This is a genomic window from Methanosarcina sp. 1.H.T.1A.1 (assembly GCF_000979295.1).
GTDB lineage: Archaea > Halobacteriota > Methanosarcinia > Methanosarcinales > Methanosarcinaceae > Methanosarcina.
The window spans coordinates 48993-72968 of sequence record NZ_JJQY01000159.1 but is presented as its reverse complement, the minus strand read 5'-3'; the positions used below and the strand labels follow the sequence as shown (position 1 = coordinate 72968).

General features: G+C 45.8%; 18 protein-coding genes. 10 read left to right on the top strand and 8 right to left on the bottom strand.

The genetic code is table 11. The features are described from left to right. Positions 1–14: 14 nt before the first annotated feature. The 6 genes from EO95_RS16500 to EO95_RS16475 all read right to left on the bottom strand — a co-directional run bounded on the left by EO95_RS16500 (position 15) and on the right by EO95_RS16475 (position 6260). Positions 15–1883 carry a methyltransferase cognate corrinoid protein gene (locus EO95_RS16500; RefSeq protein ID WP_048136495.1) on the bottom strand — a complete coding sequence of 623 codons (1869 nt, stop codon included), beginning with the start codon at positions 1881–1883 and terminating at the stop codon, positions 15–17. Positions 1884–2480: 597 nt separating this feature from the next. Next, positions 2481–3527 (bottom strand): hydrogenase expression/formation protein HypE, encoded by a 1047-nt coding sequence (gene hypE, locus EO95_RS16495; RefSeq protein ID WP_048136494.1) that lies wholly within the window; start codon positions 3525–3527, stop codon positions 2481–2483. Between the two features lie 49 nt (positions 3528–3576). Further along, positions 3577–4248: a hydrogenase nickel incorporation protein HypB gene (hypB, locus tag EO95_RS16490; protein ID WP_048136504.1), complete on the bottom strand. Its 672-nt coding sequence runs from the start codon at positions 4246–4248 to the stop codon at positions 3577–3579. 219 nt (positions 4249–4467) lie between these two features. Next, entirely contained in the window at positions 4468–4869 is a 402-nt protein-coding gene (gene hypA / locus EO95_RS16485) for a hydrogenase maturation nickel metallochaperone HypA (protein WP_048136493.1), read from the bottom strand. Next, a complete protein-coding gene (gene hypD, locus EO95_RS16480) occupies positions 4862–5980 on the bottom strand; it encodes a hydrogenase formation protein HypD (protein WP_048136503.1) in 1119 nt (372 codons plus the stop codon). Before hypD ends, hypA begins: the two co-directional genes overlap by 8 nt. Position 5981: 1 nt before the next feature. Beyond that, on the bottom strand, positions 5982–6260 hold the full coding sequence (locus EO95_RS16475) for a HypC/HybG/HupF family hydrogenase formation chaperone (RefSeq protein WP_048136492.1): 279 nt from the start codon (positions 6258–6260) through the stop codon (positions 5982–5984). A gap of 871 nt (positions 6261–7131) precedes the next feature. Here EO95_RS16475 and EO95_RS16470 point away from each other — a divergent pair. The 7 genes from EO95_RS16470 (at position 7132) to EO95_RS16440 (ending at position 15592) form a co-directional block, all read left to right on the top strand. After that, positions 7132–8283 (top strand): hydrogenase small subunit, encoded by a 1152-nt coding sequence (locus tag EO95_RS16470; RefSeq protein WP_200895063.1) that lies wholly within the window; start codon positions 7132–7134, stop codon positions 8281–8283. Positions 8284–8290: 7 nt separating this feature from the next. Continuing rightward, a complete protein-coding gene (locus tag EO95_RS16465) occupies positions 8291–10078 on the top strand; it encodes a nickel-dependent hydrogenase large subunit (protein ID WP_048136490.1) in 1788 nt (595 codons plus the stop codon). 15 nt (positions 10079–10093) lie between these two features. After that, on the top strand, positions 10094–10906 hold the full coding sequence (locus EO95_RS16460) for a formate dehydrogenase subunit gamma (protein WP_048136489.1): 813 nt from the start codon (positions 10094–10096) through the stop codon (positions 10904–10906). A 99-nt stretch (positions 10907–11005) separates the two neighbouring features. After that, on the top strand, positions 11006–11491 hold the full coding sequence (locus tag EO95_RS16455; protein ID WP_048136488.1) for a hydrogenase maturation protease: 486 nt from the start codon (positions 11006–11008) through the stop codon (positions 11489–11491). Positions 11492–11752: 261 nt separating this feature from the next. Then, on the top strand, positions 11753–12994 hold the full coding sequence (locus EO95_RS16450) for a hydrogenase small subunit (protein ID WP_048136487.1): 1242 nt from the start codon (positions 11753–11755) through the stop codon (positions 12992–12994). After that, complete coding sequence (locus EO95_RS16445; protein WP_048136486.1) at positions 12995–14782, top strand: nickel-dependent hydrogenase large subunit; 1788 nt, start codon at positions 12995–12997, stop codon at positions 14780–14782. 15 nt (positions 14783–14797) lie between these two features. Then, the gene (locus EO95_RS16440; RefSeq protein ID WP_235283074.1) at positions 14798–15592 is read left to right on the top strand and encodes a cytochrome B; all 795 of its coding nucleotides are present in this window, start codon (positions 14798–14800) and stop codon (positions 15590–15592) included. A 483-nt stretch (positions 15593–16075) separates the two neighbouring features. Here EO95_RS16440 and EO95_RS16435 read toward each other — a convergent pair whose 3' ends face one another. After that, entirely contained in the window at positions 16076–18550 is a 2475-nt protein-coding gene (locus EO95_RS16435) for a PAS domain S-box protein (protein ID WP_082106094.1), read from the bottom strand. A gap of 248 nt (positions 18551–18798) precedes the next feature. Here EO95_RS16435 and cgi121 point away from each other — a divergent pair, with 248 nt between their 5' ends. Further along, a complete protein-coding gene (gene cgi121, locus EO95_RS16430) occupies positions 18799–19329 on the top strand; it encodes a KEOPS complex subunit Cgi121 (protein ID WP_235283073.1) in 531 nt (176 codons plus the stop codon). 110 nt (positions 19330–19439) lie between these two features. Here the strand turns inward: cgi121 and EO95_RS16425 are convergent, their stop codons facing one another. Further along, positions 19440–20168 carry a type 1 glutamine amidotransferase gene (locus EO95_RS16425; protein ID WP_048136484.1) on the bottom strand — a complete coding sequence of 243 codons (729 nt, stop codon included), beginning with the start codon at positions 20166–20168 and terminating at the stop codon, positions 19440–19442. A 396-nt stretch (positions 20169–20564) separates the two neighbouring features. Here EO95_RS16425 and glpX point away from each other — a divergent pair, with 396 nt between their 5' ends. Together glpX and EO95_RS16415 are read left to right on the top strand one after the other, a co-directional pair. Next, positions 20565–21653 (top strand): class II fructose-bisphosphatase, encoded by a 1089-nt coding sequence (gene glpX, locus EO95_RS16420; protein ID WP_048136483.1) that lies wholly within the window; start codon positions 20565–20567, stop codon positions 21651–21653. A gap of 240 nt (positions 21654–21893) precedes the next feature. Further along, on the top strand, positions 21894–23201 hold the full coding sequence (locus EO95_RS16415; RefSeq protein WP_048136482.1) for a tRNA (N(6)-L-threonylcarbamoyladenosine(37)-C(2))-methylthiotransferase: 1308 nt from the start codon (positions 21894–21896) through the stop codon (positions 23199–23201). Positions 23202–23976: the final 775 nt, after the last annotated feature.

The window sequence follows — 23976 nt, the reverse complement described above, 5'->3', positions numbered from 1 at the left end:
ATTCGTCGGCAGCGTCAGATGTGTATAAGAGACAGGGCTTGCACAGTATCCAGGGGAGCTCCCGGAGGTACCTCACACCCCGTTGACATGATATACTTGGACTGCTTCCCGTTTTCCTTCAGGACAGGCAAGACGTCACGGAGCAGGGTCTCGGTATCGTTCTTTATCTTCTGGACGCTTTCAGGCGAATTGTCCATGAACTGTACCGGGTTGACTTCTCCCATCATGCAGCAGATGTCCCCGTACCTGGGGATGAGGTCGGCATAGTTCTTGGAGCCTTTTTCCTTCAAGCTCGGGTAGTAGGCATAGCTGAATAGGGCAGTCCCGAAGTTTTTGATCTGGATGTCGTAGTGAACGGCATCGGCACAGCTGTGGATGATGTAAGGCTGGTTATATTTTTTAAAGAGTGGGACATGCCTCCTGGAGACGAGTTCCCCTTCGAACTTCCAGTAATCATCGTAACTCATGATGACGTTATTGGACCAGAGGTTATCCACGCAGAGCCCGTCACAGGCATCCTCCTCAAAGAACCTCTCCGTAACCGCACAAACATAATCCGCACACTTTTCCACGGCTTCCAGCACAACCTTTGGATTGGTCTGCATATCCATAAAGACGCGGCTTGCTCCCATCAGCTGGGTCAGGGTCAGAAGCGGGCCTTCCTGGAAACCAACCATCGGCGCGTTAAGTTCTTTCAGTTTTTCCCTTGCCTGTTTGGTAGCCTGGATCATTCCATAGGCCCGGGTACCTTCCTTTATCTCGGGGATCTCAATCTTTTCATAGGCCTCCAGATGCCCAGCTGAGGCAGGTGTGTCTTCGTCTGGGATCGTAATCTTACAGCCGAGATCTGCGGAGGTCACCGAGAGGTCGGCAAGCCCCACGAACATATCAAGGTCCAGGTACTTTACCCCTGCATAGGCGCTTGCTGCAAACTTCTCGGGGACTGTTGTGTATTCCCTGTAGGACGCAGGCACGAATTTTCGGAGGACGCCGCAGGCAAGCGGATACACCGGCAGGCGGTCCACTTTCTTGTCCTGGAGGGCCCCAAAGGACCGATCGATGTGGGTCATCGCTTCTTTAGCCTTGACCTTCACGCTCTCAAACTCTTTTATGATCTTTTCAGCCGTCATCCTGCCTACGTCGACTCCGACCGATACTTTCCTTTTTGCCAGGATATCCATGTATTTCCGTTTGGTCAGGCTGATCTTTTCCTCACTCCACCGGTCAGCCACGGGCTCAAGCTCTTTTACGGCTTCAAGTGCCCACTCTACGGCAGCGGCAGCATCGGGCTGTGTGGCATCGGCCCCAATGGCGTGTGCAAACTTTTCCGAAACCGGAGCACCTCCGATCATGACCTTTACGGCATCCCTGATCCCTTCCTCCTGAAGCTGTTCTATCACTTTCTCCATCCCGACCATGGTGGTGGTCATAAGAGCACTCATCGAGATCAGGTCGGCTTTGTGTTCCCTTGCGGTTTCAACGAATTTGCTGACTAGAACATCCGCGCCCAGGTCGATCATGTTAAATCCGGCCGCAGTAAGCATTGTCTTAACAAGGTTCTTGCCAATGTCGTGCACATCTCCCTCGATGGTCCCGATCACTGCAGTTGAAGGTCGTTCTGCCTCTATGACTTTCACATGAGGAATAAGGACGTCCATCCCCGCATACATCGCACTCGAAGAAATCATCAGCTGGGGAACAAAAGCTTCACCTCGTTCATATTTCTCACTCATGACTGTCATTCCCCTTGCAAGCCCGTTTATGATTGCCTCGCGTGCATCAACCCCTTCCTTAAGAGCCTGGTTTGCAAGCTCTACCGCTGTATCGTCGTCTCCTTCAATGACAGCATCCGCTAACCCTTTCAAAATCTCTTCTTTTGTCATGTAACCCCCCAAGGTTATTTTCAGTTGGATATTTCAGGATCTTGAGCGTTCTTACACAGAAAATGGTGAATAAAATTTATTGCTAATCGCAAAAAAACCATTATCTTCTTAATTAATATAAACTATCAAACTTATATAAATGTCTCTTTATAAAAATTTGAAAAAATATCCCTCTAAAAAGGAATTATATTTGCTACAACAGGGCATATTCTGTACAAAAAAGCAAAAGAGAGATTTTTGGGAGTTCCTCAGGCAGGCAAAAATGCAGTGGAGCTCAGCAACAATGTGTTTTTGGTTTTTCCAAATTCATGGCTTCTTGCTGTTTTTCCGGAGAACTGCTCTTATCTGGGAAATTTTTCCTTTATGTTTAATAATTTTCATGATGTCCCTTCTTTTTGATTCATTCCGGCTTCAATTCCAAAACCTGACCAAATATGGTGAGGGATGATGACAAAAAGAGGCCGAAATCAAAAAGGAAAAAAGAGTAAATAAGTCCGCTTGAGAGGGCGAAGCGAGTGAAAAGGATTGAGGGTTGTTATGATTACATCGCAACTCCAAGAAAATCTCCGATTTTTTTGTGATTACATCGCAACTCGATTAACAGACTCTTGGTATCGGGTCTCCAGCCGGCACGTCCACATAGCGCATGCCGCCGAAGCGGTTTCTCAGGATTACTTCGCCTTTGTTTTCCGCAGTAATTTCTCCGATAAGGGCTGCGTCTTTGCCATAGGGGTGCTTTCTGAGGATGGAGAGGACTTCTTCTTCAAAGCCGGCTTTGACTCCGATTACCGCCTTTCCCTCGTTTGCAACTTCGAGGGGGTCCAGGCCCAGCATTTCGCAGGCTGCAGTGACTGCGGGCTTGAAGGGGATCAGGTCTTCTTCGAGGAGGATCCCTGTTCCGGCTTTTGCTGCCATTTCGTTGAGGGCGTTTGCAAGCCCTCCGCGGGTAGGGTCTTTCATAGCTGTAATTACCGGTTCCCCTTCCGGCGTCCGGAGTTTCAGGATTGGTTCTATGAGTTTCCAGAGGGGCGCGGAGTCCGAGACAAGGTCGGTATCGAAGTCAAAACCTTCCCTGTGAGCCATAAGAGAGATCCCGTGGTCACCGATCGTGCCTGTGACAAGGAGCCGGTCTCCTGGCTTCAGTCCCGAGTCCCTAACAGGGCTGTCCGTTATTCCAAGGCCTGCTGTGTTCAGGATGATTGAGTCAAGGGCAGTTTTTTCCACGGTTTTTGTGTCGCCTGTAATTATAGGAACTCCAACTTCCGCAGCAGTTTTGTCCATTGTTTTGATTATCTCTTCAAACTCATGAATTGGAAAACCTTCAGGGACTATGACTGCGCAGGTAAGGGCAAGGGGCTTTGCTCCCATCACCGTGAGGTCGTTGATGGTGCCTGAAACTGCCAGACGTCCTATATTGGTGTCCGGGAAGAAAGCAGGGGTTATCACGTGGCTGTCCGTTGTCAGCACAAGTTCGGAAGCGGGGTTAAAGTTCTCAAGTCTGACCGTAGACCCGTCATCTAGGCTTTCAAGGCCTATTGAGCCTGCGCTTTTGTTGCGGAAGTTTTTAAGGATAATCTCCCCTATAAGCTCCTGCATTACCTCTCCGCCTGCACCGTGTTCCAGGGAAATGGCATTTGCTTTCATATCCGGTCTCCTTTTACTTTTATCCGCGTTTAAACCGCTTTGAATTGCTTTACTTTCTCTGAGCTTCCTGTGCTCTTCCGATTCCAAGTTCAATAAAGCTTATCCAGGTCTCAAGGCTCTCCCAGTCGTGCTTTGAAGTAAGGATGACCGGCACATCAGGGTTTAAGGAAAGGATGTCATCCCTCATTTTCTCGGCGTCAACGTCAACTGCATGTGCAATGTCAACCTTATTTATTACCGCAAGTTCTGCAGTTTTGAAAATCATAGGATGCTTGAGGATAATATCGTCTCCTTCAGTGACGCTCACCACAACCACCCTGAGGTGTTCTCCAAGCTTGAAGTCTACAGGGCAGATCAGATTGCCCACATTTTCAATAATAAGGAGATCCGTATTGTCAAGGTCGATCTCATCGAGGGCTTTCTCCACCAGTTTTGCGTCCAGGTGGCATTCCTTTCCAGTGTTTACAGGGATTGTTTGCACCCCGAGTTTCCTGAAACGTGAGGCATCCATCTCTGCGATGACGTCACCTGCGATTACCACTGTTCTGTACTTTTCTTTGAGGTACCTGACTGCCTCTTCGATCAGAGTGGTCTTTCCTGACCCGATGGCTCCCATAACGTTGACTGAGAAGACTCCGTGTTTGTCAAGGGCCGTCTTGTTTTTTTCGGCAATCTTATCATTTGCCTTGAACACATCGTGTCCCATGTGGATTACATGCATTAACATAAACATCACTCGGGGTTGCTTGATTATCTCGATGAAAAAATCCGTTTGTTGTTTGTGAATTAAATTTTACGGATCAGGATGTCTGTTTAGATAGGTATGTTTGAATGTTTAGGTAGTATGTTTGAATGAGAGTTGAAATGAGTATTTTTAAGTGACTATATTTGATAGACCTGCTACCTTTTACTACATTTATATATTTGTCTGCCTGGAGGTTCACTTTTCTACTTCTGTCTCAATATCAATGCTTTTTATAATCAGTTCTCTGCCCCCTGTGATGCGAGCATTTTTTCCGCATACAGGGCATTCAAGCGCTGCGATGTATTCCAGAAGTTCGCTTCGGAGTTCGCCATCCTTTCCTATCTGTGTTTCATCCACAGTGCCGGTGTATCCGCACTCGCATTCCAGGGAGGGTGGGATCATCTCTACAATGAACTCCGCATTTTCAGCAATGCTCCCTTCGGCAATGGCCTTAAAACAGAAGCTCAGTTGCTCCGGATTTGTATGGGCAAGCCTCCCCATTTCCAGGATTACATGCCTGACTTCCTGGGCTTCGTGAGCTTCGGCAGTTGCTATTACCTGCTCAAAGATCTCACAGGCGATGGAATACTCATGCAAGCCTGCTTCCTCCTTCCCGCGAGTACCTGAACCAGTTGTAGCACATACCTTCCTGACTGACCATACAGGGTCCCGTCGGATTTTTCGGGGTGCAGTCTTTCCCGAAGTTGGGGCACTGGGATGGTTTTGCTTTCCCTGTGAGGATAGCTGCACAGATACAGCGCTTCTTATCCTTTTTCTCCGCTTTTGCCCTTATCTCTGCAAGGGAAGCAGAATAAAGGTCTTCATGCTTCTTTGAGGCGTCTTTTTCCTCATACTCTTTCCTGAGCACTAGCCCCGAACCCTCTATATTTCCAATTCCCCTCCACTCGGACTCCGAGGTTTCGAATACCTCATTCATCATTTTCAGGGCTATTGTGTTCCCTTCTGGCTTTACGACCCTTGGATATCCATTGTCTACCCTTGAGACTCCTTTCTCTGCCTGTGCCAGGAGCAGGTTTATTCCGAGGAGGATATCTCTTGCCTCAAACCCGCTCACAACAACAGGAAAGCCTTTTTCTGCAAGATGTTCGAAAGGCTTTGTCCCTATAATGGTTGCTACATGCCCTGGGGCAATAAAAGCATCAACTTCGGCATCGCTGGCAAGAAGTTCGACTGCTGGAGGAGTCTGTTTCTGGGAGGCAAGGAGGCTGAAGTTTTCGGGCGGATTTCTGAGAAGGGCAGCTGCATTAGCAGGGACCGTGGTCTCAAAGCCGACTCCGAAAAAGACCACTTCGAGCTCAGGTTTTTTGTTTGCAAGGGATACGGCATCATCAATGCTGTACACCATCCTTACGTCTGCTCCCTCAGACTTTGCATCCAGCAGGCTTTCTGCCGAACCAGGGACCCTCATCATATCCCCGAAAGTGACTACAGTTGTTCCACTCTTTGCAAGAGCAATCGCAATGTCAATGTCTTTTTCGGGAGTGACGCATACGGGACATCCGGGCCCGCTTATTACGTCTATATTCTGTGGGAGCACGCTTCTGAGCCCGTATTTTGCTATAGTCCTTTCGTGCGTACCGCAGACATGCATTACACGGAGTGAGATTCCGGAGGCTTGAATTCTTTCCAGAAGCTTTTTTTCAAGTTCAGGCATACTGGGCTTTAAAGAAGAATCCTCGTTTTTCATTTCACTCAACGTCCGTTTCTTCGGAGGACCTCGTTTCAGAGATATCCGAATCTTCAAGGCCTGATATCTGCCTGAGGAGACGCATGGTTTCTTCACTCTCTTCTTTTGAGATTTCAGATATTGCGTATCCTACATGGACAAGGACATATTTCCCTAGCAGAGCTTCACTGGCACCTCCAAGCAGGTCCATGTTTACATCTCTGCAGATCCCACCCATATCAACCGTGGCAGTGTTTTCGTTGACTATGGCCTTGATTTTTCCTGGAATAGCTATACACATATTACCTCTACTGTTTTTCGTCCATATTTTTCTTTTCAAAATCTGATAATTACGATATCTAATTTTCAGTGAGAACAATACTTTGAGAACAATACTTTGAGAACAATACTTTGAGAACAATACTTTGAGAACAATACTTTGAGAACAATACTTTGAGAACAATATTTTAAGAACAATACTTTAAGAGGACTGGCCTTAATGCGATTACTTGTCATTTGAATTGATACTCAAATTCTCAGGGTTAGTATGCTAGAATATGCCGGGAACTAAATCCCTGGGCTTTATAATAAAGTGTATTGGTGAATATTATTTTGCGCAATTGTATAGTTCTCTATTATATCTTTTTTGTTTTTAATTTCGCCTTCAAAATTGATACCTGTTTTTTGCTCTTATTTTTGAGCCGACTTAGGAAATTATTTTTACAATGTTCGATAACCCGTTTTGACTATTATTAAGGTTAATTTAATTCAAGATTTATATTTAATCTAAGTTGTGCTGGAGCACTCCGCTGCAAACAACGGGGTATGTTTGCACTCCCTCCAAATGCCATAAAAATAAACAATAACCCTAATACGACTTAGTTCGAGCAGAAGTTAACAAACAAAAAATGGAATCGATAAATCGTATTATCACTAACGGTTCTCGGGGAAGTTTTCCATCCCCGCAGCAAGCTAGCTGGGTATTCGACTGAAATCAAACTTCTTTTACATCATTAATATATTTATTCTATAGTGTAAAAATCCTTAAATACTATTCCCTCATTGAAAACATTATTGGTATATTTATATACATGATTATATAATTATAACAAATTTAAATTAAATCTTTCTTTAGTACATATATTTTGGGTAAAAAACAAGATGTGGTAGAGATGAGTACTGGAATGAAAAATCTTATTCGTACACTGGATAGTTTAGATTTTTTAAAACTAGACCGGCGTACTTTCATGAAGGCTGTAGGCGTGCTTGGCGCAACTACATTTCTTGGCACCTATAAAACAGAGATCGCAAGTGCGCTTGAGTTTGCAGAGACAAAGATTATCTGGCTTCACGGTGCTGAGTGCACTGGCTGTTCCGAATCCATTTTAAACGGAGGCAATCCTGATATTGTCCAGGCAATCAGCAAGCTCAATGTCAACATTGCTTACCATGAAACTCTTCTTGCCCAGCAGGGGCTATTTGTCGATGGCGAGCCTGTAAACACCTCTGAACTGAACTCCGAGCTTCTCGTTGACGAACTTATCGAAGAAGGCAACTATATCCTTGTCGTGGAAGGCGCAATTGCAAACGGTCCGGATGGCTCGGGGCGCTACTGCGTTATCGGGAACAGGACTTTCAAAGAGCTCTTTGCAAAAGCTGCAACACGTGCCAACGCTATCCTTGCAGTTGGAACCTGTGCCACTTATGGGGGAATTGCCTGCGCTGACAGCGCTGTTTCCCAGGTTACGGATTACAGGGGAGTGGCTTTCACAAAGGAAGATAGCTCAAAAGGCATGCTCACAGAGCTTGGGATCCACAAGCCCGTAATTAACATCCCTGGCTGTCCTGCACACCCGGACTGGATTCTCCTTACCGTAGGTGCGATAATCCTTAACAAGATTAAGGTTCCCGAAGACCTGGAGACCATCCTTGACCAGTACGGAAGGCCCAAGGTCTTTTTCCCTCCCGACCACACAGTGCATGAAAACTGCCCTCGCCGCGGCTACTATGACCGTGGAGAGTTCGATGAGCAGATTGGCGGAGAAAAGTGCCTCTGGAAATTAGGCTGTAAAGCTCCTTATTCTCACGCAGACTGCGCCATTCGCCGCTGGAATGGTTCTGTAAGTATGTGTACTCAGGCAGGTTCCCCCTGTATTGCCTGCGTTGAACCCGGCTTCCCTGACTCATCAAGGCCTTTTTATGTTGAAGCTGAAGACAAGGGCGTGCTTCTTGGGGCAAATATTGACACATTATCCAAGGTTGCAGTCGGTGCTGCTACCGTAGCTGCAGGGGTACATGCTGTTCGGAGAATGAAAGGAGAGTGAGTAAAAAATGGTAAACGTTACAGTCGACCCCTTAACAAGAATTGAAGGTCACCTTCGCCTGTCCACTGAAGTAAATGCTGAGGGCGTTATAACTGATGCCCAGAGTTCCTGCCTCATGTTCAGAGGCTTTGAACGCATCCTGCAGAATCAAGACCCGAGGGATGCAGCCCTTCTTGTCCAGAGGATCTGCGGGGTATGTCCTACTTCTCATTCCCTCACAGCCGCCAATGCCCTTGACCAGCTCTTCGGTGTGGCTGATACGATTCCAAAAGATGCACTTGTAGCAAGGAACATTAACCAGGCTTTAAACTTCATTGCAAGCCATGCAACCCACATATACATACTCTGGGGCCCTGACCTTGCAAACCCTGCATACCGTGATGTCCTTACCCCTCTCGGGGAAACCGGAAATGCCGTCTGGAAAGAAATGGTCGGCAGATTTGCCCCGATCAGCTACAAGATCGACGGGGAATCCGTGCCTGTAGGGTCCTCCTACCTTGCAGCAATTCCTGAAAAGAAACGCCTTCAGGAAGCAATTGCAGTAATCGGCGGAAAAATGCCCCACCAGGTCACATCCTATCCGGGCGGATATACCTACAAGCCAAACGTGGCAGATATTGGCAAACTTTCCTCTTATTATCTTCAGGTCATGGACTTCGTTTCGAATTACACTTTGAAGGTTCCATTCGATACCTGGATTGAAAACACTTACAATGCAAGCTCCCCTCAGAAGGCAGTAAGCTTCGTGGTTGAACACCTCAAAGGCCTTGTTGAGAAATCCGTAGCCTCAAATGACTTCTCCAGGGAAGCCGGCTGGGGAGATGCAGAGTTTTATGCAGCCTTTGGTTCCGAACTTGTTGGAGAAGCTCTGCTTGGTCTTCCTGCAAGCCTTAAGCACGACAAAATAGGCGGATATAGCGACCCCTCAAAGATCGCCTTCCTTTCATACGGTGGGTTCTACAAACCTGAGAATGGGGACGGATATGATCCGAACAGCCCTGCAGGAGACCGCTTCCTGACTTCAGGTGTTGTGACCGGAAGCCTCGAATATCAGAATTTTGATGCAAGCAAGATTACTGAAAGCGTTGCTCACGCCTTCTATGATGACACAGCTGACCTCCACCCCTCAAAAGGTGAAACCAATCCGTTTACCGATCCCGAGGCAATCCGCTTTGACCAGGGCTCCGAGAGCAGGTACACCTGGAATAAGGCTCCGAGATATGACGGAACTCCCTGTGAGGTTGGGCCTCTTGCACGTATGCTTGCAGCTAAAGAGCCGCTCGTGACCGGACTTGCTCTGGCCTTTAACGAGAAAGGTTACTCTGCAGCTAACGTTTACACAAGAATGATGGCTCGTATCCAGGAAACCGCAATTCTCGCAAACGAGCTCCTTAAGTGGGTAACTGTCGATTACGATCCTAACGGCAAGATTGCTGTTGACACCGACCTTTCAATGGCAAAGAATTCGGAAGGCATGGGTCTCTGGGAAGCTCCACGTGGTGCTCTCGGGCACTGGGTTTCCACTGACAGCAACTCTAAGGTTATCACCTACCAGCCTGTAGTTCCGAGCACCTGGAACCTCTCCCCGAGAGATGGTGCAGGCGTACCCGGTCCTCTTGAGCAGGCTCTGATAGGGGCAAAAATCAATGCCGTAGACAATGCTCTTGGTGTCAATTACACCAATCCTGTTAACATCCTCCATATCGGTAGGTCCTATGACCCGTGTGTTTCATGCGCAGTCCATACCATTGACCTAACCGGGAAAAACGCTCCACGTACTTTAAGAATAGTATAAGGAGATGACCTATAAATGAAATCCAAAGACAACCCGATGGTTGTTGAGCGGTATACCGTCCTTGACAGGACGGCCCATACCATCCACGCTATTTCAATGCTGGTGCTCATCATTACCGGGTTAAAAATCTACGCAGGCTGGGACTTTATGAGTTTCCACAATGCCCGCGCCCTTCACATGATCACAGTTCCTGCTTTGCTTGCAGTGAACTGGATCCTTATTCCGTACAACATCTTCTCTTCAAGTGAAGGTGGAGTTCAGGAAAAAATTGCACATTTCATGGACCATTACGTCTTCGGTCCTGAAGATGCAAAGCGCCTGAAGGCAATAATCCTCAATTTCTTCGGAAAGGGTGAGTACCCCGCATTCACCATTTATGATGAGGTGTCGGGACACTATAAGACCAAACTCCACCCCTTAATGAAGATCCTTATTGTGCTCGAAGGCACCGCTATCTTCGTGATTGCCGTTTCAGGTATTGTCATTTACAGGCTTGACTGGGCACTCTTAGGCCTCCCTATAGGGTCATGGATCCTTACGGCAGGAGACCTGGTTGCACCTGCTTTCAATATGTCTTCCCTGCAGTTTTACAGGGCTCTCCACCTGGTAATGACGTATTTTTTTGTATTTGAACTGGTTGTCCACGTGGGTATCCTTGAGTTTAACCCGCATGTCTGGAAGAATCACAAAGCAATCTTCTGGTCCGGAAAAGAGGACCTTTCAGATTCCCGTTACGCAGAAATCGTTAAACCCAAACCAAAACAACTTTCTGACAGTGAGATCTGGCACGAATCGTCCGATACGCCTTCTGAAGTCGTAAAAGATTAATGCCAGAGGAATTCCAAAGTCCGGGAAAAATGTAATATAGGCATAGAAAGCTGCTAGAAAAGAATGAAAAACAGATGTTCAACTTCGTAACGTGAAAATATGTCTATATTACATGCTCCTGTAAGGATCCTGGGCTGCGGAAGCCCGCTAATGGGCGATGATGGCGTCGGCCTGAAAGTTATCGAAGCCCTTAAAAAAACGGAACTTGAAGGGCTTGAAGGCCTCGATATAGCAGATGCGGGGGTCTGCGGGCTTGACCTCCTGAACCTGCTTGACGATGCTAGAAAAGTCATAATAGTTGATGCAGTCCTTACAGGCAGCCGGACAGGTTCAGTACACCGCATCGAAGGCAGGGACCTGATAAAGGGCACTGAGCCGCACACACTGGTCTCGGTGCACGATCTCACAATTACCGATGTGTTGAGAATTGGAGAACAGGTGCAGTCCCTTCCGGAAATTGTGGTAATAGGAATAGAGATTGGAGAATTAGCTACTGAAATCTCCCGGGATATCAGTCCTGAAGTCCTTAAGGCTGTAGATGAAGCAATAAAGCTGATAAGGGAAGAAATCTCTGAGCTTATCTGAATTTTTTTATTCTTCTTTCTGTTTTTTGTAATTCTTCTTTCCGTTTTTGTTATTTTACTTTCTGGTTTCTTTTTCCTCAGTACCTTTCCTTTTATGAGAGCAAAATTCGATTATCAGAGTGTTTTCAGGAAAATATCAACTTATCAATAATGGAGTACTTATTTTTTGAGTTACTTTTTTATCAATTGGGTCTGCTATTAATGATATATTATCTACTATCTTTTGCACTAAATTATTCTATTTCTACATGAGGGGTGTGGAATGAGTGGGGAAGGGGATCTTGACAGGTTCAAGAATCTGGATTTCATGAAGATGGATAGGCGTACCTTTCTTAAAGCCATTGGGGCTCTTGGGGCATCTTTGTTTTTGCAAACCTATCGAGGCGACATTGTACGAGCTCTGGAATTTGCGGAGACCAGGATTGTCTGGGTCCACGGCGGGGAATGTACCGGCTGTTCAATTTCTCTGTTGAATGGGGGTGAGCCTGATGTGCTTCAGGCCTTCTCTCGCCTTAACCTTCGGCTTGCGTACCACGAAGTCCTGCTCGGCCAGCAGGGGATTTACGTGGACGGAAAAATGGAAGGCACTTCTGAACTCAATTCCGAGATCCTTTTTGAAGAAGTGATTGCGGAAAAAGGGTACATTCTTGTTGCCGAAGGAGCAATTGCTAACGGGCCGAAAGGCACCGGCAAGTACTGTTTCCTGGGTGGGAAGACCTACAAGGATATTTTCCGGAGGGCTGCGGAAAATGCTGCTTTCATCGTGGCTGTGGGGCAGTGTGCAACCAATGGCGGAGTTAATTCAGCAGACAGCGAGATCCGGGACCTTATGGACTTCAGGGGAGTTGCCTTCACCATGGAGGACCGGGACAGGGGTATCCTCACGGAATACGGGCTTGAAAAACCGGTAATCAATATCAACGGCTGTCCTCCCCATCCGGACTGGATGCTCCTTACTCTTGCCGCAGTTGTGCTCGGGAAAATTAAGGTCCCTGACGACCTTCCCTACGTGCTTGACGAATGGCTGCGTCCGAAGGTCTTTTTCCCTCCGGATCACGTCATCCATGACAACTGCCCGAGGAGGGGCTACTATGACAAAGGGGAGTTTGATACTGTGGTCAGCGGCCCAAAGTGCCTCTGGAAACTGGGGTGCAAGGCTCCATACACCCATGCGGATTGTGCTATACGCCGCTGGAACGGTTACCACAGCCTCTGCCCTCAGTCAGGGTCTCCCTGCATTTCCTGTGTCTCTCCGGGTTTTCCAGAGAGTTCACGCCCCTTCTTCCAGGAAATTGAAGATGTTGGGATTGTAGGCATCAATATTGGTACCGTCGCAAAAGTTGCCATCGGGGCTTCCCTGCTTGCGGCAGGCGCCCATGCAGTCCGGAGAATTGCCATAAAAGAAAAGCCTGAAGAAAAGGGAAAACAGCCTGAAGAAAGGGAAGAAAAAAGCGAGGAGGACGAAAAAAGTGAGACCGCAAAAAAAGATCAGGGGGATGAGTAAATGGTCGAGGTTACGGTTGATCAGCTTACCAGGATTGAAGGGCACTACCGGATTACTACCCAGGTCAATGAGGAAGGGATAGTTACCGAAGCCCAGAGTATGGGGCTCATGCTCAGGGGCTTTGAACGCTTCCTCCAGAACCAGGATCCCAGGGACGCTGCCCTCCTTACCCAGAGGATCTGCGGGGTCTGCCCGACTACCCACTCCATTGCAGCGGCAAATGCCCTTGACCAGCTCTTCGGGGTTGAGGATGCAGTTCCCAAAGACGCTCTTGTAATGCGCAACATCCACCAGGCTTTGAACCTAATAGCCAGTCACGCAACTCACGTCTACGTCCTCTGGGGCCCGGATCTTGCAAACCCCGCATACAGAACACTTTTAGGAAACTATGGAGATTCCGGAAAAGCTGTCTGGGACGAACTGCTCGGAAGGTTTGCCCCCATCAGTTACAGGCTCGATGGAGTTGATATTCCGGTTGGAAGCGGGTACGTAGCCGCACTCGGGGAAAAGCGGCGGCTGCATGAAGCTATTTCCCTCTTCGGAGCAAAGATGCCCCATTCTGTCGCTGCGCATGTCGGAGGTGTGACCTACGGGCCCACCGCTGCAGATATAGGGCAGCTTGCTGCTTATTACTGGAAATTTATGGATTTTGTAGAGAACGTCGCTCTTGGAGTTTCCCCTGAGACCTGGGTCGAAAACACGCGGTTTGCCTCTTCCCCACAAAAAGCTGTAGGTTTCGTGGTTGACCGCCTGCAGGAACTTGTGGATGCTTCTCTCGTTTCAAATGACTTTTCCTATGCGGCAGGCTGGGGTGATGTCCCGCTGTACGCGGCTTTCGGCTCTGAGCTCATAGGCGAGGAAGTCCTGGGGCTTCCGGTGAGTATGAAACTTGACCGGATAGGAGGGTACAGTGACCCCTCAAAGATTGGTTACCTTGTTTACGGGCTTTTCTTCAAGCCTGAACTCGGAGATGGGTATGACCCTACAAGCCCTCCCGATTCCAGGGTTATTCCTTCGGGTTTTCTGAACGGAAATCTTGAGCTTCAGAAGTTCGATCACAGAAAAATTACTGAGAGTATTGCCCATTCCTTCTACGTGGACTCCGAGTCTGACCGGTCCCCTCTGGAAGGGACCACTCAGCCGGAACCGGAACCCGATGAAATAGATTATTCTCGGGGGGTTGAAAGCCGGTATTCCTGGGTAAAAGCCCCTCACTACGACGGAATCCCCTGTGAGGTTGGGCCTCTTTCCCGTATGCTTGTCATGAAAGATCCTCTTATCACGGGTCTCGCAGAGATGTTCAGGGAAAAGGGTTACCCGATTACCAATACCTACCTGCGAATGCTTGCCCGGATGCAGGAGATCCTGGTGGTGTCTTCCGAACTCATTAAATGGTTGGCCGAGGATTTGAACCCCAATGGAAAATTTGCGGTTCCCACCGATCTTTCAATGGCAAAGGATTCGGAAGGCATGGGGCTCTGGGAAGCTCCGAGAGGCGCTCTGGGGCACTGGATAAAAACAGGGTCGGACTCAAAAGTCACGCTCTATCAGGCTGTTGTGCCGAGCACCTGGAACATGGCACCGCGAAACTCCGCTGGAATTCCGGGCCCCGTGGAGCAGGCTCTTTCAGGCTCAAAGATTTCGGCTGCAGAAAATGCGCTCGGAGTTGATTATACAAACCCTCTCAGCATCCTTCACACTTCCCGATCTTACGATCCCTGTCTGGCCTGTGCGATTCATGCTATTGACCTCAAAGGGCAGCAAAAAGGGCAGTTCAGGGTGGTCTGATCAGGGGGCGAGGACATGGGTGGACAAAAAGAAAATCCGGGTATGGAGTACAGTCTGGTCGTTGAGCGCTATACGTTGCTTGAACGGGTGACACACCTTGTCCACCTGCTCTCTATGCTGATTCTCGTTGTTACCGGGCTTAAAATTTATCTCGGCTGGGATTTCATGGAGTTTCATACAGCCCGCACCCTTCATATGATTTCAGTCCCGTTTTTCCTGGTTGCAAACTGGATTCTTGTCCCTTATAATGTCTTTTCGTGTCCGGGAACGTGCAGTCTAAAGATCCGCTTCAACCATTTTTTTGAAAGCTACATTTTCGGGGTCGAGGATGCAAAACGTCTGAAGGCAATTATCCTTAATTTCTTTGGTAGGGGGGAGTATCCGGCATTTACCATCTATGATGTAAAAGAAGGGCATTACATAACAAAACTGCACCCCATGCTCAAGCTACTTATCATCATCGAAAGCACGGCAATCTTCTTTATCGCTGTCACAGGTATAGTGCTTTACAACCTTAACTGGTCTCTTTTAGGGCTTCCTGTAGCTCAGTGGATCATCTCCATTGCCGGATACTTCGCACCTTATCTGGGTGTATCTGCATTGGGCCTTATCCGTCTGGTTCACCTGGCTGCAACTTACTGGTTCCTGCTTGAACTAACGCTCCACGTTGGGATTCTCGAGTTTGACCCTAAAGTATGGAAATACCACAAAGCGATCTTCTGGTCCGGAAAAGAAGATCTCTCAGACAGGAATTTTGTCAGGGTAGTTGAAGAAAATGATACAAAATTATTCCTGAAAGATCAAAAATGATTACTGGAAGAGCATTAATGGTGGTAATAAGTAATAAATGGCTGATTAGTGTCAGAAATCAATTACAGTGCAGAGTAAATCGCTAAAAGAGTAAGAACCTGAAACTTCTTTTCTAACCGGATTTTCAGGCGCACCTATTTGGAAGTAGGGTAATTTCCATATGGTTATATACTGTCCCTTTCATATTTATATATGGGAATCCATATGCATGAACTGGCGGCAATCAGGACAAAAGTCGGCCAGATCATCCTCAACCTTTTTATTCTTTTTTTGGTGGTGATGCTAGGGTTAGTTGTGGTTGAGGTTGTTCTCAAATGTTTGGTAATTCGGAGCCCATAATGAAAACTTCGGCTTTTTTTATTTTTTTATTTTTTTTATTTTTCCTATTTTTCCTCTACCCTCTAATTCTATTCATTTTTCTCCGATTACCTTTAATTTTCTTTCTTCTCTAACTGTTTCTTTTTCCTTTTCAATTTCAGGGTTCTACAAGATCTGTAAAGGATTCGTGACTTCCTTTTCCGGGATTTTGTTTTCAGGTCTTTTTGGAATTCTGAAGGTGAAAGTACTGCCTTTCCCGGGGCTGGCTTTAACCCATACCTTTCCTCCGTGGAGTTCGACAAACTTTTTGACGAGTGCAAGCCCAAGCCCTACTCCTTCATATTTCTTGGATATGGACTCATCAATCTGTACGAAAGGCTGGAAAACTCTTTCATAATCATCTTCATTTATGCCGATACCATCATCCTTTACACTGATCTCAATCATGTCTTCCTTAAGCTCTGCAGTGATGTTTACTTTCCCGCCTTCGGATGAGAACTTAATTGCATTGTTCAAAATGTTGTAAAGGATCTGTTTGAGCTTTACCCTGTCAGCAATTGTGGTTTTCAGTCCCTGCTCAATATTATATTCTATGCTGATATTTTTCTCAGCTGAGATGGGATAAAGCACTCTCTGAACCTCTTCAATTACTCCGGATATGTTCACTGTTTCGTAATAAAGCTCAATATTTCCCAGCTCAAGCTTTGAGATATCCAGAACATTATTGATCACGTCAAGAAGATGTGCTCCACTGTTTGAAATATTTTCAGTATACCTCTTTTGTTTCTCGTTAAGGGGCCCGAAATTCTCACTTAAGAGGAGGTCTGAGAACCCTATAACCGCGTTTAGGGGAGTCCTCAGTTCGTGGCTCATGTTGACAATGAAAGTAGTTTTCGCTCTGTTTGCAGTTTCAGCAGCCATTTTTGCCTGAAGCAATTTTTCTTCGGCTTGCTTGCGTTCGGTTATGTCAATCATAATGCCGATGAGCACGGAGTCTTCCTCTATAAGGCCATTGAATACAAATTTGTTGATTATGACTTGATGCATTGAGCCGTCGGCAAATTTAAGAGAGGACTCGTAGACCTGATTTTTTCCTTGTTTTACCAGTGATTTATCCATAGGATGGTATTTTTCGGCAATTTCTATGGGGGCAAAATCATATAGTGACTTTCCAAGGATATCTATTTTTTCTAACCCAATAAAAGTTTTAAAAGCCCGATTACAGGCAACATAAATTCCGTTCTTATCCTTACAGAATACAGGCGTTGGGATTGAATCTATCATTTTTTTAAGGGCTTCACTCTGCTGAAGCCGTACAATTTCCAGCCTCTTTACCTCAGTCAGGTCTTCCACAAGAATAATGCCACCGTTAAATCTTGAATTTTCCGAAATAAGAGGCTTGTAGGTTATCTCACCAGGTATACTTTCGTTCTTAAGGCTGGAAATATATTTTATGTCGCAATGGAGAGGAACTTCGGGGAGGCATGTAAAGCTTTTTTCTTCCGGCTTCTTCTCTTCTGGAGGGTTCAACAAATTGAAAATAAGTTTTTCGTTCTCACTACTGCCTGTAAAGTTTACAAAGTTTTCGTTGCATACGATAATAGTTCCATACTTGTCGAACTGGGCGATTCCTCCGGGAAACTCTTCAAAAAGCATGCGATATTTTCTTTCGGAATCCTTCAGGGCTTTTTCGGCCCGTCTGCGTTGGCTAATATCCCTCCCTATGGATATTACGGCTGCTTCTCCTTCGTATTCAATTAGCCTGTTATTGATTTCCTGAGGGGTGACCGTGCCGTCCCTCCTCAGGGAATCCATTTCAAAAGTAAAATATCCTGTTTGCTTTAGCTTCTCTATCTGTTGTCCGAATTCAGTCAGGTGGATATTAGTCCTTAAATCTTTTATGTGCTTTCCGAGCATTTTACTGCGTGTATATCCGAAAAGTTCGCAGGCTATATGGTTTGCTTCCATGACCCTGCCTTTCATGTCATGTATCAGAATAGAGTCACTTGAACTCTCAAGTAATGTCTTAAATTTTTTGTCCGTACTTTCTTGCTTTATTCGAAGAAATTTCCATTTCCCATCTTTTTTGATCACCAATTTCTCCCCGGCTTCTATAAGGTCGAAGACCTCCCCTGAGGAAATATCTCCCTCTTTAATCATAAAGAGTGGCCTGATTTTCTTTTCAGGCATATTTTCAGCAAGGATACGTCTTAGTTCCTTAAGGGAGCTGGTAATTGACTTTCCGACGGGTTTAACTTCAAGATTGATGCGCAGGTATCGCCAGTTTCCTGTGTGAATAAACTTAATAATCTCTTTCTGGGGGGCCCCTGCTTTCCAATCAAAATAAATCCCTGAAGTTTCTGGCTGTTTGGCAGAAAGGGCTTCTGTTTCCTGCAGGGGAATTATCTTAAGCCTGGCTTTCGTTATGCAGCTTTCGACATCTAACTCTGAGTTTGAAAGCAAATCTTTTGCTAATTCTGCACTCTCGGGATCCGGGACAATCCAGATGCAGCGTTCTTTTTGTTGTAATCCTGCTTTAATATAAGCTGCTGTAAGTTCTGTCCTGTCTTCTGTTTCCTTATAGACTGCAGTAAGGCCATTGGGTGGAATAGCCGAACAGAAACAGAACTCAGACTTCATCTTTTTATTTATTATGTCTAACACCTTCCCGAAAACCCACAAACTCAGTTCTCTTGACTTCTTAAGTGCAAAATATTTTATGATATTTTATAATATATTTATAAGCACTTCATTCATTTTATTACTCACTAAGTCTATACATTGGAAGAATAAAAGCTTTTATATCAGGATCTGGAGTGCCTGCTCATTTTATCATACATTTTTCCCAACCGAAATCCTTATTGTAAAGCCCGGGATATGGCAGGAGTATGGAAATGCAAAGGGAAATCCAGGTTATTTGTGGAGCGGTGAGAATCCCCAACCTTCCCGGTTTTCTTAAAATAATAACCACAATCGCTTCCGAAAATAAAGTAACCATTCAGGGCTTGAATGCTGACCTGATCGCGGGCGAAAGGCATCTTCATTTTGCAGTAGGGAAGGCTCTCAGGGCTGTCGCAGCAGGCAGCAACGTAGCAAAAGATCCAGGCATCGAGATCATGCGTTATGCAGCCGGAGAGAGGCAGATTGAAAGGAGTTTTTCTATAGGGCTGCATGAAGGAGAAAATAATGCGATTTTCGTGCTGCTTGGGAAAATGGATGATGTAACTCTTGCTTTCTCCGAAATTCGGAAGCTCATTGAAGAAAAACCATGTTCCGAACTGCTTGCTTATTCCAGTTATAAACGAAAAGGAATTCTTTCTCTCTTCAGAATCACAGATGCAGAAATAGAAGCTTCAGGAGAAGAACGTATCCCGGAACTCGTGATCGAGAGGGTGGCGCTGGCAGATTTCTTAAAATGAGGGAGATTTCTTAAAATGAGCAGGATTTTAATTAATCTTCGGACCTGCCCAAATAATTTTAGCTCCTCATTAATAGCCAGCGGTTAGTTTATACTTCGACTTTTTCGCATTTACTTCCAACTTTCACACTTTTTCTCAAACCAGTCCATCAGGGAAAAAGCAAGATCATTTGAATCTTCAAAAAGGCTTTCCTGCCCATAGATTTCCTTTTCGGACTGGATGAACTTTCCTTCAACAAGCTCGTGCCCCGAATCATCGATAATATTTCTTATCCACCGCCTGTCAGCTTCAGGGTGAAACTGCAGCCCGATAATGTTTCCTTTGTAAATAAAACCCTGGTTCGGACAGGCTTCGCTTTCGAAAAGTCTTACTGCGCCTGGCGGGATTTCAAAAGTGTCTCCATGCCACATGAATGCGGTAAATTCGGGAAATAAGCCTGCTGGAAGCTCTGAGTTTATCCCTCTCCCATTGTTCAGGTTTTCTTCTGCCAGAGCTTTTACTCTGTGCCAGCCTATTTCCTTGAACCTGTTTCTGGTAACCTTTCCACCCAGAACCTCTGCGATCATCTGTGCTCCAAAACAGCTCCCAAGCACAGGTTTGCCTGTATCTATCACCTTTTTTACAAACTCTTTTTCAGGCCTTAGCCATGGGAACTCCTTCTCCTGATAAACACTCATCGTGCCCCCCATTATCAGGAGCATATCGAACTCTTCAGGCTCAGGAAAGACAGGTTTTTCATAAAGCATAGTTTTTGTAAGGCGGTGCCCTTTTAGAGCTGCCCAGGTCCCTATGTTTCCAAGGGTCTCGTTTTTAAGGTGCTGGAGGCAATGTATTTTCATGTTTTTTCACTTTAGTTATGAAGTGGAATCAGTGGTTGTCCTGTTTTAAATATAGAGGTTTTTCAGTAATCATAAGGTATTTTATATAAATCTAATTATATGGATTTTTTATTTGTCAGGAATAAGTACAGGTGTGATTTTGAAACTAGTTCAGTATGATTTTGAAACTAGTTCAGTGTGATTTTTAAATGAGTTCAATGGGATACGAGTTCAAGGAATTTTACCGACAGGGCTTGCTTCGATAAACATTTAATGAGATATTTGTATCTGGATTCTTCCAATAGATATTAATATACTATTGTGTTAACAGATCACATTAACAGATTAAGGGAATATTCAGAACAGGATTTTATTATCAGGATATTATCAGGAATCAGGAAATAAGAGTCGATTATCATGCCTCATCCAAAGACAGTAGAAGAAATGATTGAGTGCGCTGGGCCCATTGAATGTGAGTTACTTCCAAGGCTTATTCAGGTAACAGAAACTGCTGCCATTGCCGCAGCCTATCAGATGGGACGCGGGGACAAGCACTTTGCTGATCAGGTGGCAGTTGCCTCCATGCGAAGGATGCTGAATAAACTTGACATGAAGGGCATAATAAAAATAGGGGAAGGAGAAAGAGACGAAGCTCCTATGCTTTATATCGGGGAAGAGGTCGGGACAGGAATAGGAGACCTTGAGGTTGATATTGCAGTCGACCCCCTGGAAGGTACAAACCTCACCGCAGACGGCTTCCCGGGTTCGGTTGCAGTAATGGCAATGGCTGAAAGGGGAGGGATCTTCCACGGCCCGGATATTTATATGGACAAGATAGTTGTCGGTCCCGATGTCGTTCGTTATGAAAAGAACCATCCCGATGAAAGGATCGACCTTGATGCTCCTGTCAGGCACAACCTCGAAATTGTTGCAAAAGCGCTTGGAAGAAGCGTTGAAGAACTCGTTGTCGTAATCCTCGACCGCCCCAGGCATGTCCAGAAGATTACCGAAATTCGGGAAGCCGGAGCCCGTGTAAGGCTGGTTACTGACGGAGACCTCATGCCGGGCGTTGCAACTGCTATCCGCGGTTCAGGCATCCATATGGTCATGGGCGCAGGCGGCTCGGGAGAGGCTGTCCTGACAGCTGCTGCAATCAAGATCCTGGGTGGAAAAATCCTTGCAAGGCTTGTCCTGCCAACTGTTGCAAATGGGAAACCCAAGGACAAGATCGATGAAGAAATAGAGGAAAAAATGCCCCGGCTTGAAAAGATGGGGATCACCTTTGAGAAACTTAATGATGTCCTTGACACCAACAAACTTGTTCCAGGTAATGATGTCATTTTTTCCGCAACAGCCGTAACTCCGGGTCACTTCCTGCGTGAAGTCAACCTCTTCGGCAGTGGAGATGCCAGAGTACACACGGTTTCCATGGGTGCATCCGGAGCTGTCAGGTTCACAGACAGTATTTATATCAAGGATAAGCGGGAGACTCCTCTCTACCTGTAAATCCTTTTTTCATATTTTCATTTTTAATCCTTTTTTGAAACACGGACCAGTATTGATCAGGTATCTTCTGGTATAATCAGAAAATGCGGATTATGAATGTCAGTTCTAAATTTCAGTTCTAAATCTCAGGACAAACTGTAAAATTTCGAGTCGAAGTATTAATTCAAAGTTTTAAGTCAAATAATTCAAAATTTTAAGTCAAAGAATTCAAAGTATTAAATCAAAGCGTGAAGGCAGAGTATGAAGGTCTATCTTGAGAGTTTTGGTTGTTCTGCAAGCCAGGCATCAGCCGAGATTATGAAAGCAAGCGTGGAGAGGCTAGGGCACGAATTATTGAGCCCTGATGCTGCCGGCCAGGCAGAGGTCTATATATGCAACTCCTGTACGGTCAAGTACACAACAGAACAGAAGATTCTCTATAAGATCCGCAGTATGGGCGAGAAGGGTGTGCAGGTGATTGTTTCTGGCTGCATGCCCGAAGTCCAGCTTGAAGACATCCTGCATGCAAACCCCGAAGCCCATATTCTTGGAGTGAATGCGGTTTCTCGTCTGGGCGAGCTTCTCTCCTCAATCGAAAAGAGGAGAATGGGAGGGTTGACTGGGGGAGAGCATCTGGAACTGAGGACTTCCGAGCCTCTCGGCTTCCTTAATGTTCCGCGTGAACGCTCAAACCCAAATATCCATATCTGCCAGATCTCCCAGGGTTGCAATTTCGCCTGCTCTTACTGTATCGTAAAGCATGCAAGGGGCAAGCTCCGTTCTTTCCCACCTGAGGAAATTGTAAAAGACATTCGCTCCGCAGTTGCAGAGGGCTGCAGGGAAATCTGGCTCACCTCACAGGACGACAGCCAGTACGGTATGGATACAGGCGTCAAACTCCCTGAACTCCTGCGTATGATCTCGGAAATCCCCGGCGACTTTAAGGTGAGGGTCGGCATGATGAATCCATTTTCCGTCCTCCCCATCCTGGACGAGCTTGTGGATGCCTTCGACTCTGATAAGGTTTTCAAACTCCTCCATCTCCCGATCCAGTCCGCCTCTCACTCTGTCCTGAAAAATATGAACCGCCTGCATAAAATGGATGCCGTGGACACAATCATTACGAAATTCCGTGATCGCTTCGAGGACCTCTCCCTTTTTACCGACATAATTGTTGGCTTCTGTTATGAAACCGATGAGGATTCCGAAGAAACCATAGAATGGGTAAAAAAGTACCGCCCGGAAAAAATCAATATTTCCAGATACTCCCCCCGCCCGCACACTAAAGCCTTTTCTTTCCGGAACCTCGATTCCCGAATTTCCGCGCAACGTTCCCACGACCTGCACAAAGTATGCGAGCAGATAAAGCTTAAGTCCAAGCAGGAGATGATTGGCTGGAAAGGCAGAGCTTTTGTTTCAAAATACACGGAAATGGGGGATGTACTCACACGTACGGACGCTTATCGTCCTGTTGTGATTAGCGGATCTACTCTCAAGCCCGGTGAATACGCAAAAGTGGAAATTACGAGCGCGAAGCCCGGTTATTTCCTGGGAAGGATTATCAGGTAAGGGTGAAGTATATCCTCATCAGCAACTACAAATCTCAGCAACTAAAAATAGTTGATTTTGAATAAGCACATTCTATCAGGAGCGATGACACGAGCATACCCTGTTACTTGTAGCGGGGGGTGCCAGCGCAACTTTGATTTTTTTTTCCGTTTTTGATTTGTTCTTTACTTATTTTTTACTTGCTTATCTTTTATTACTACGGGAGTGCGGAGGGCCACGAATACCCCGTCCTTCAGAGGCAGTCCGAAAATTGCCTCATGTAACCATATAAGTCCTTATTTTTAGATTTAAAGGTTTTAGATGCATTATTCTTTATATGTTTTTGCCCTTAAATTGAATTATCGGACAGCCTGTTTAGGGTGGAGTGGCTGCACGCAATTTGATTTATTCAGAGTTCTTCAAAATTTTTCCATTAATTACGTTATCAATTGACCTTATTATGTGGGACAATTCGTAGCTGGTAGTTGATCTAAGATTTCATGATGAATATCTTTTTATACCCAGTCTGTCTAAATATTTTATAACACTTATGGAAGTTGCTCAAGTTCTCAGATAAAACTCCGTTAAATATTGTGGTCAGTATTGTTATTTCTCAGTACTGTTTCCATCTGATCTGGCGAACTTAATCTAAAAACAACATTTACTCTGATTATTTGAAACTTAATCAAAGCTAGGCAAGTATGCCGATTTTTGCACAAGGGTGAAATGGTGGACCGAAATATCGATGATCACTTAAAAAAGATGAAACCGAGATTACTAAGCATTATTTTTGCAT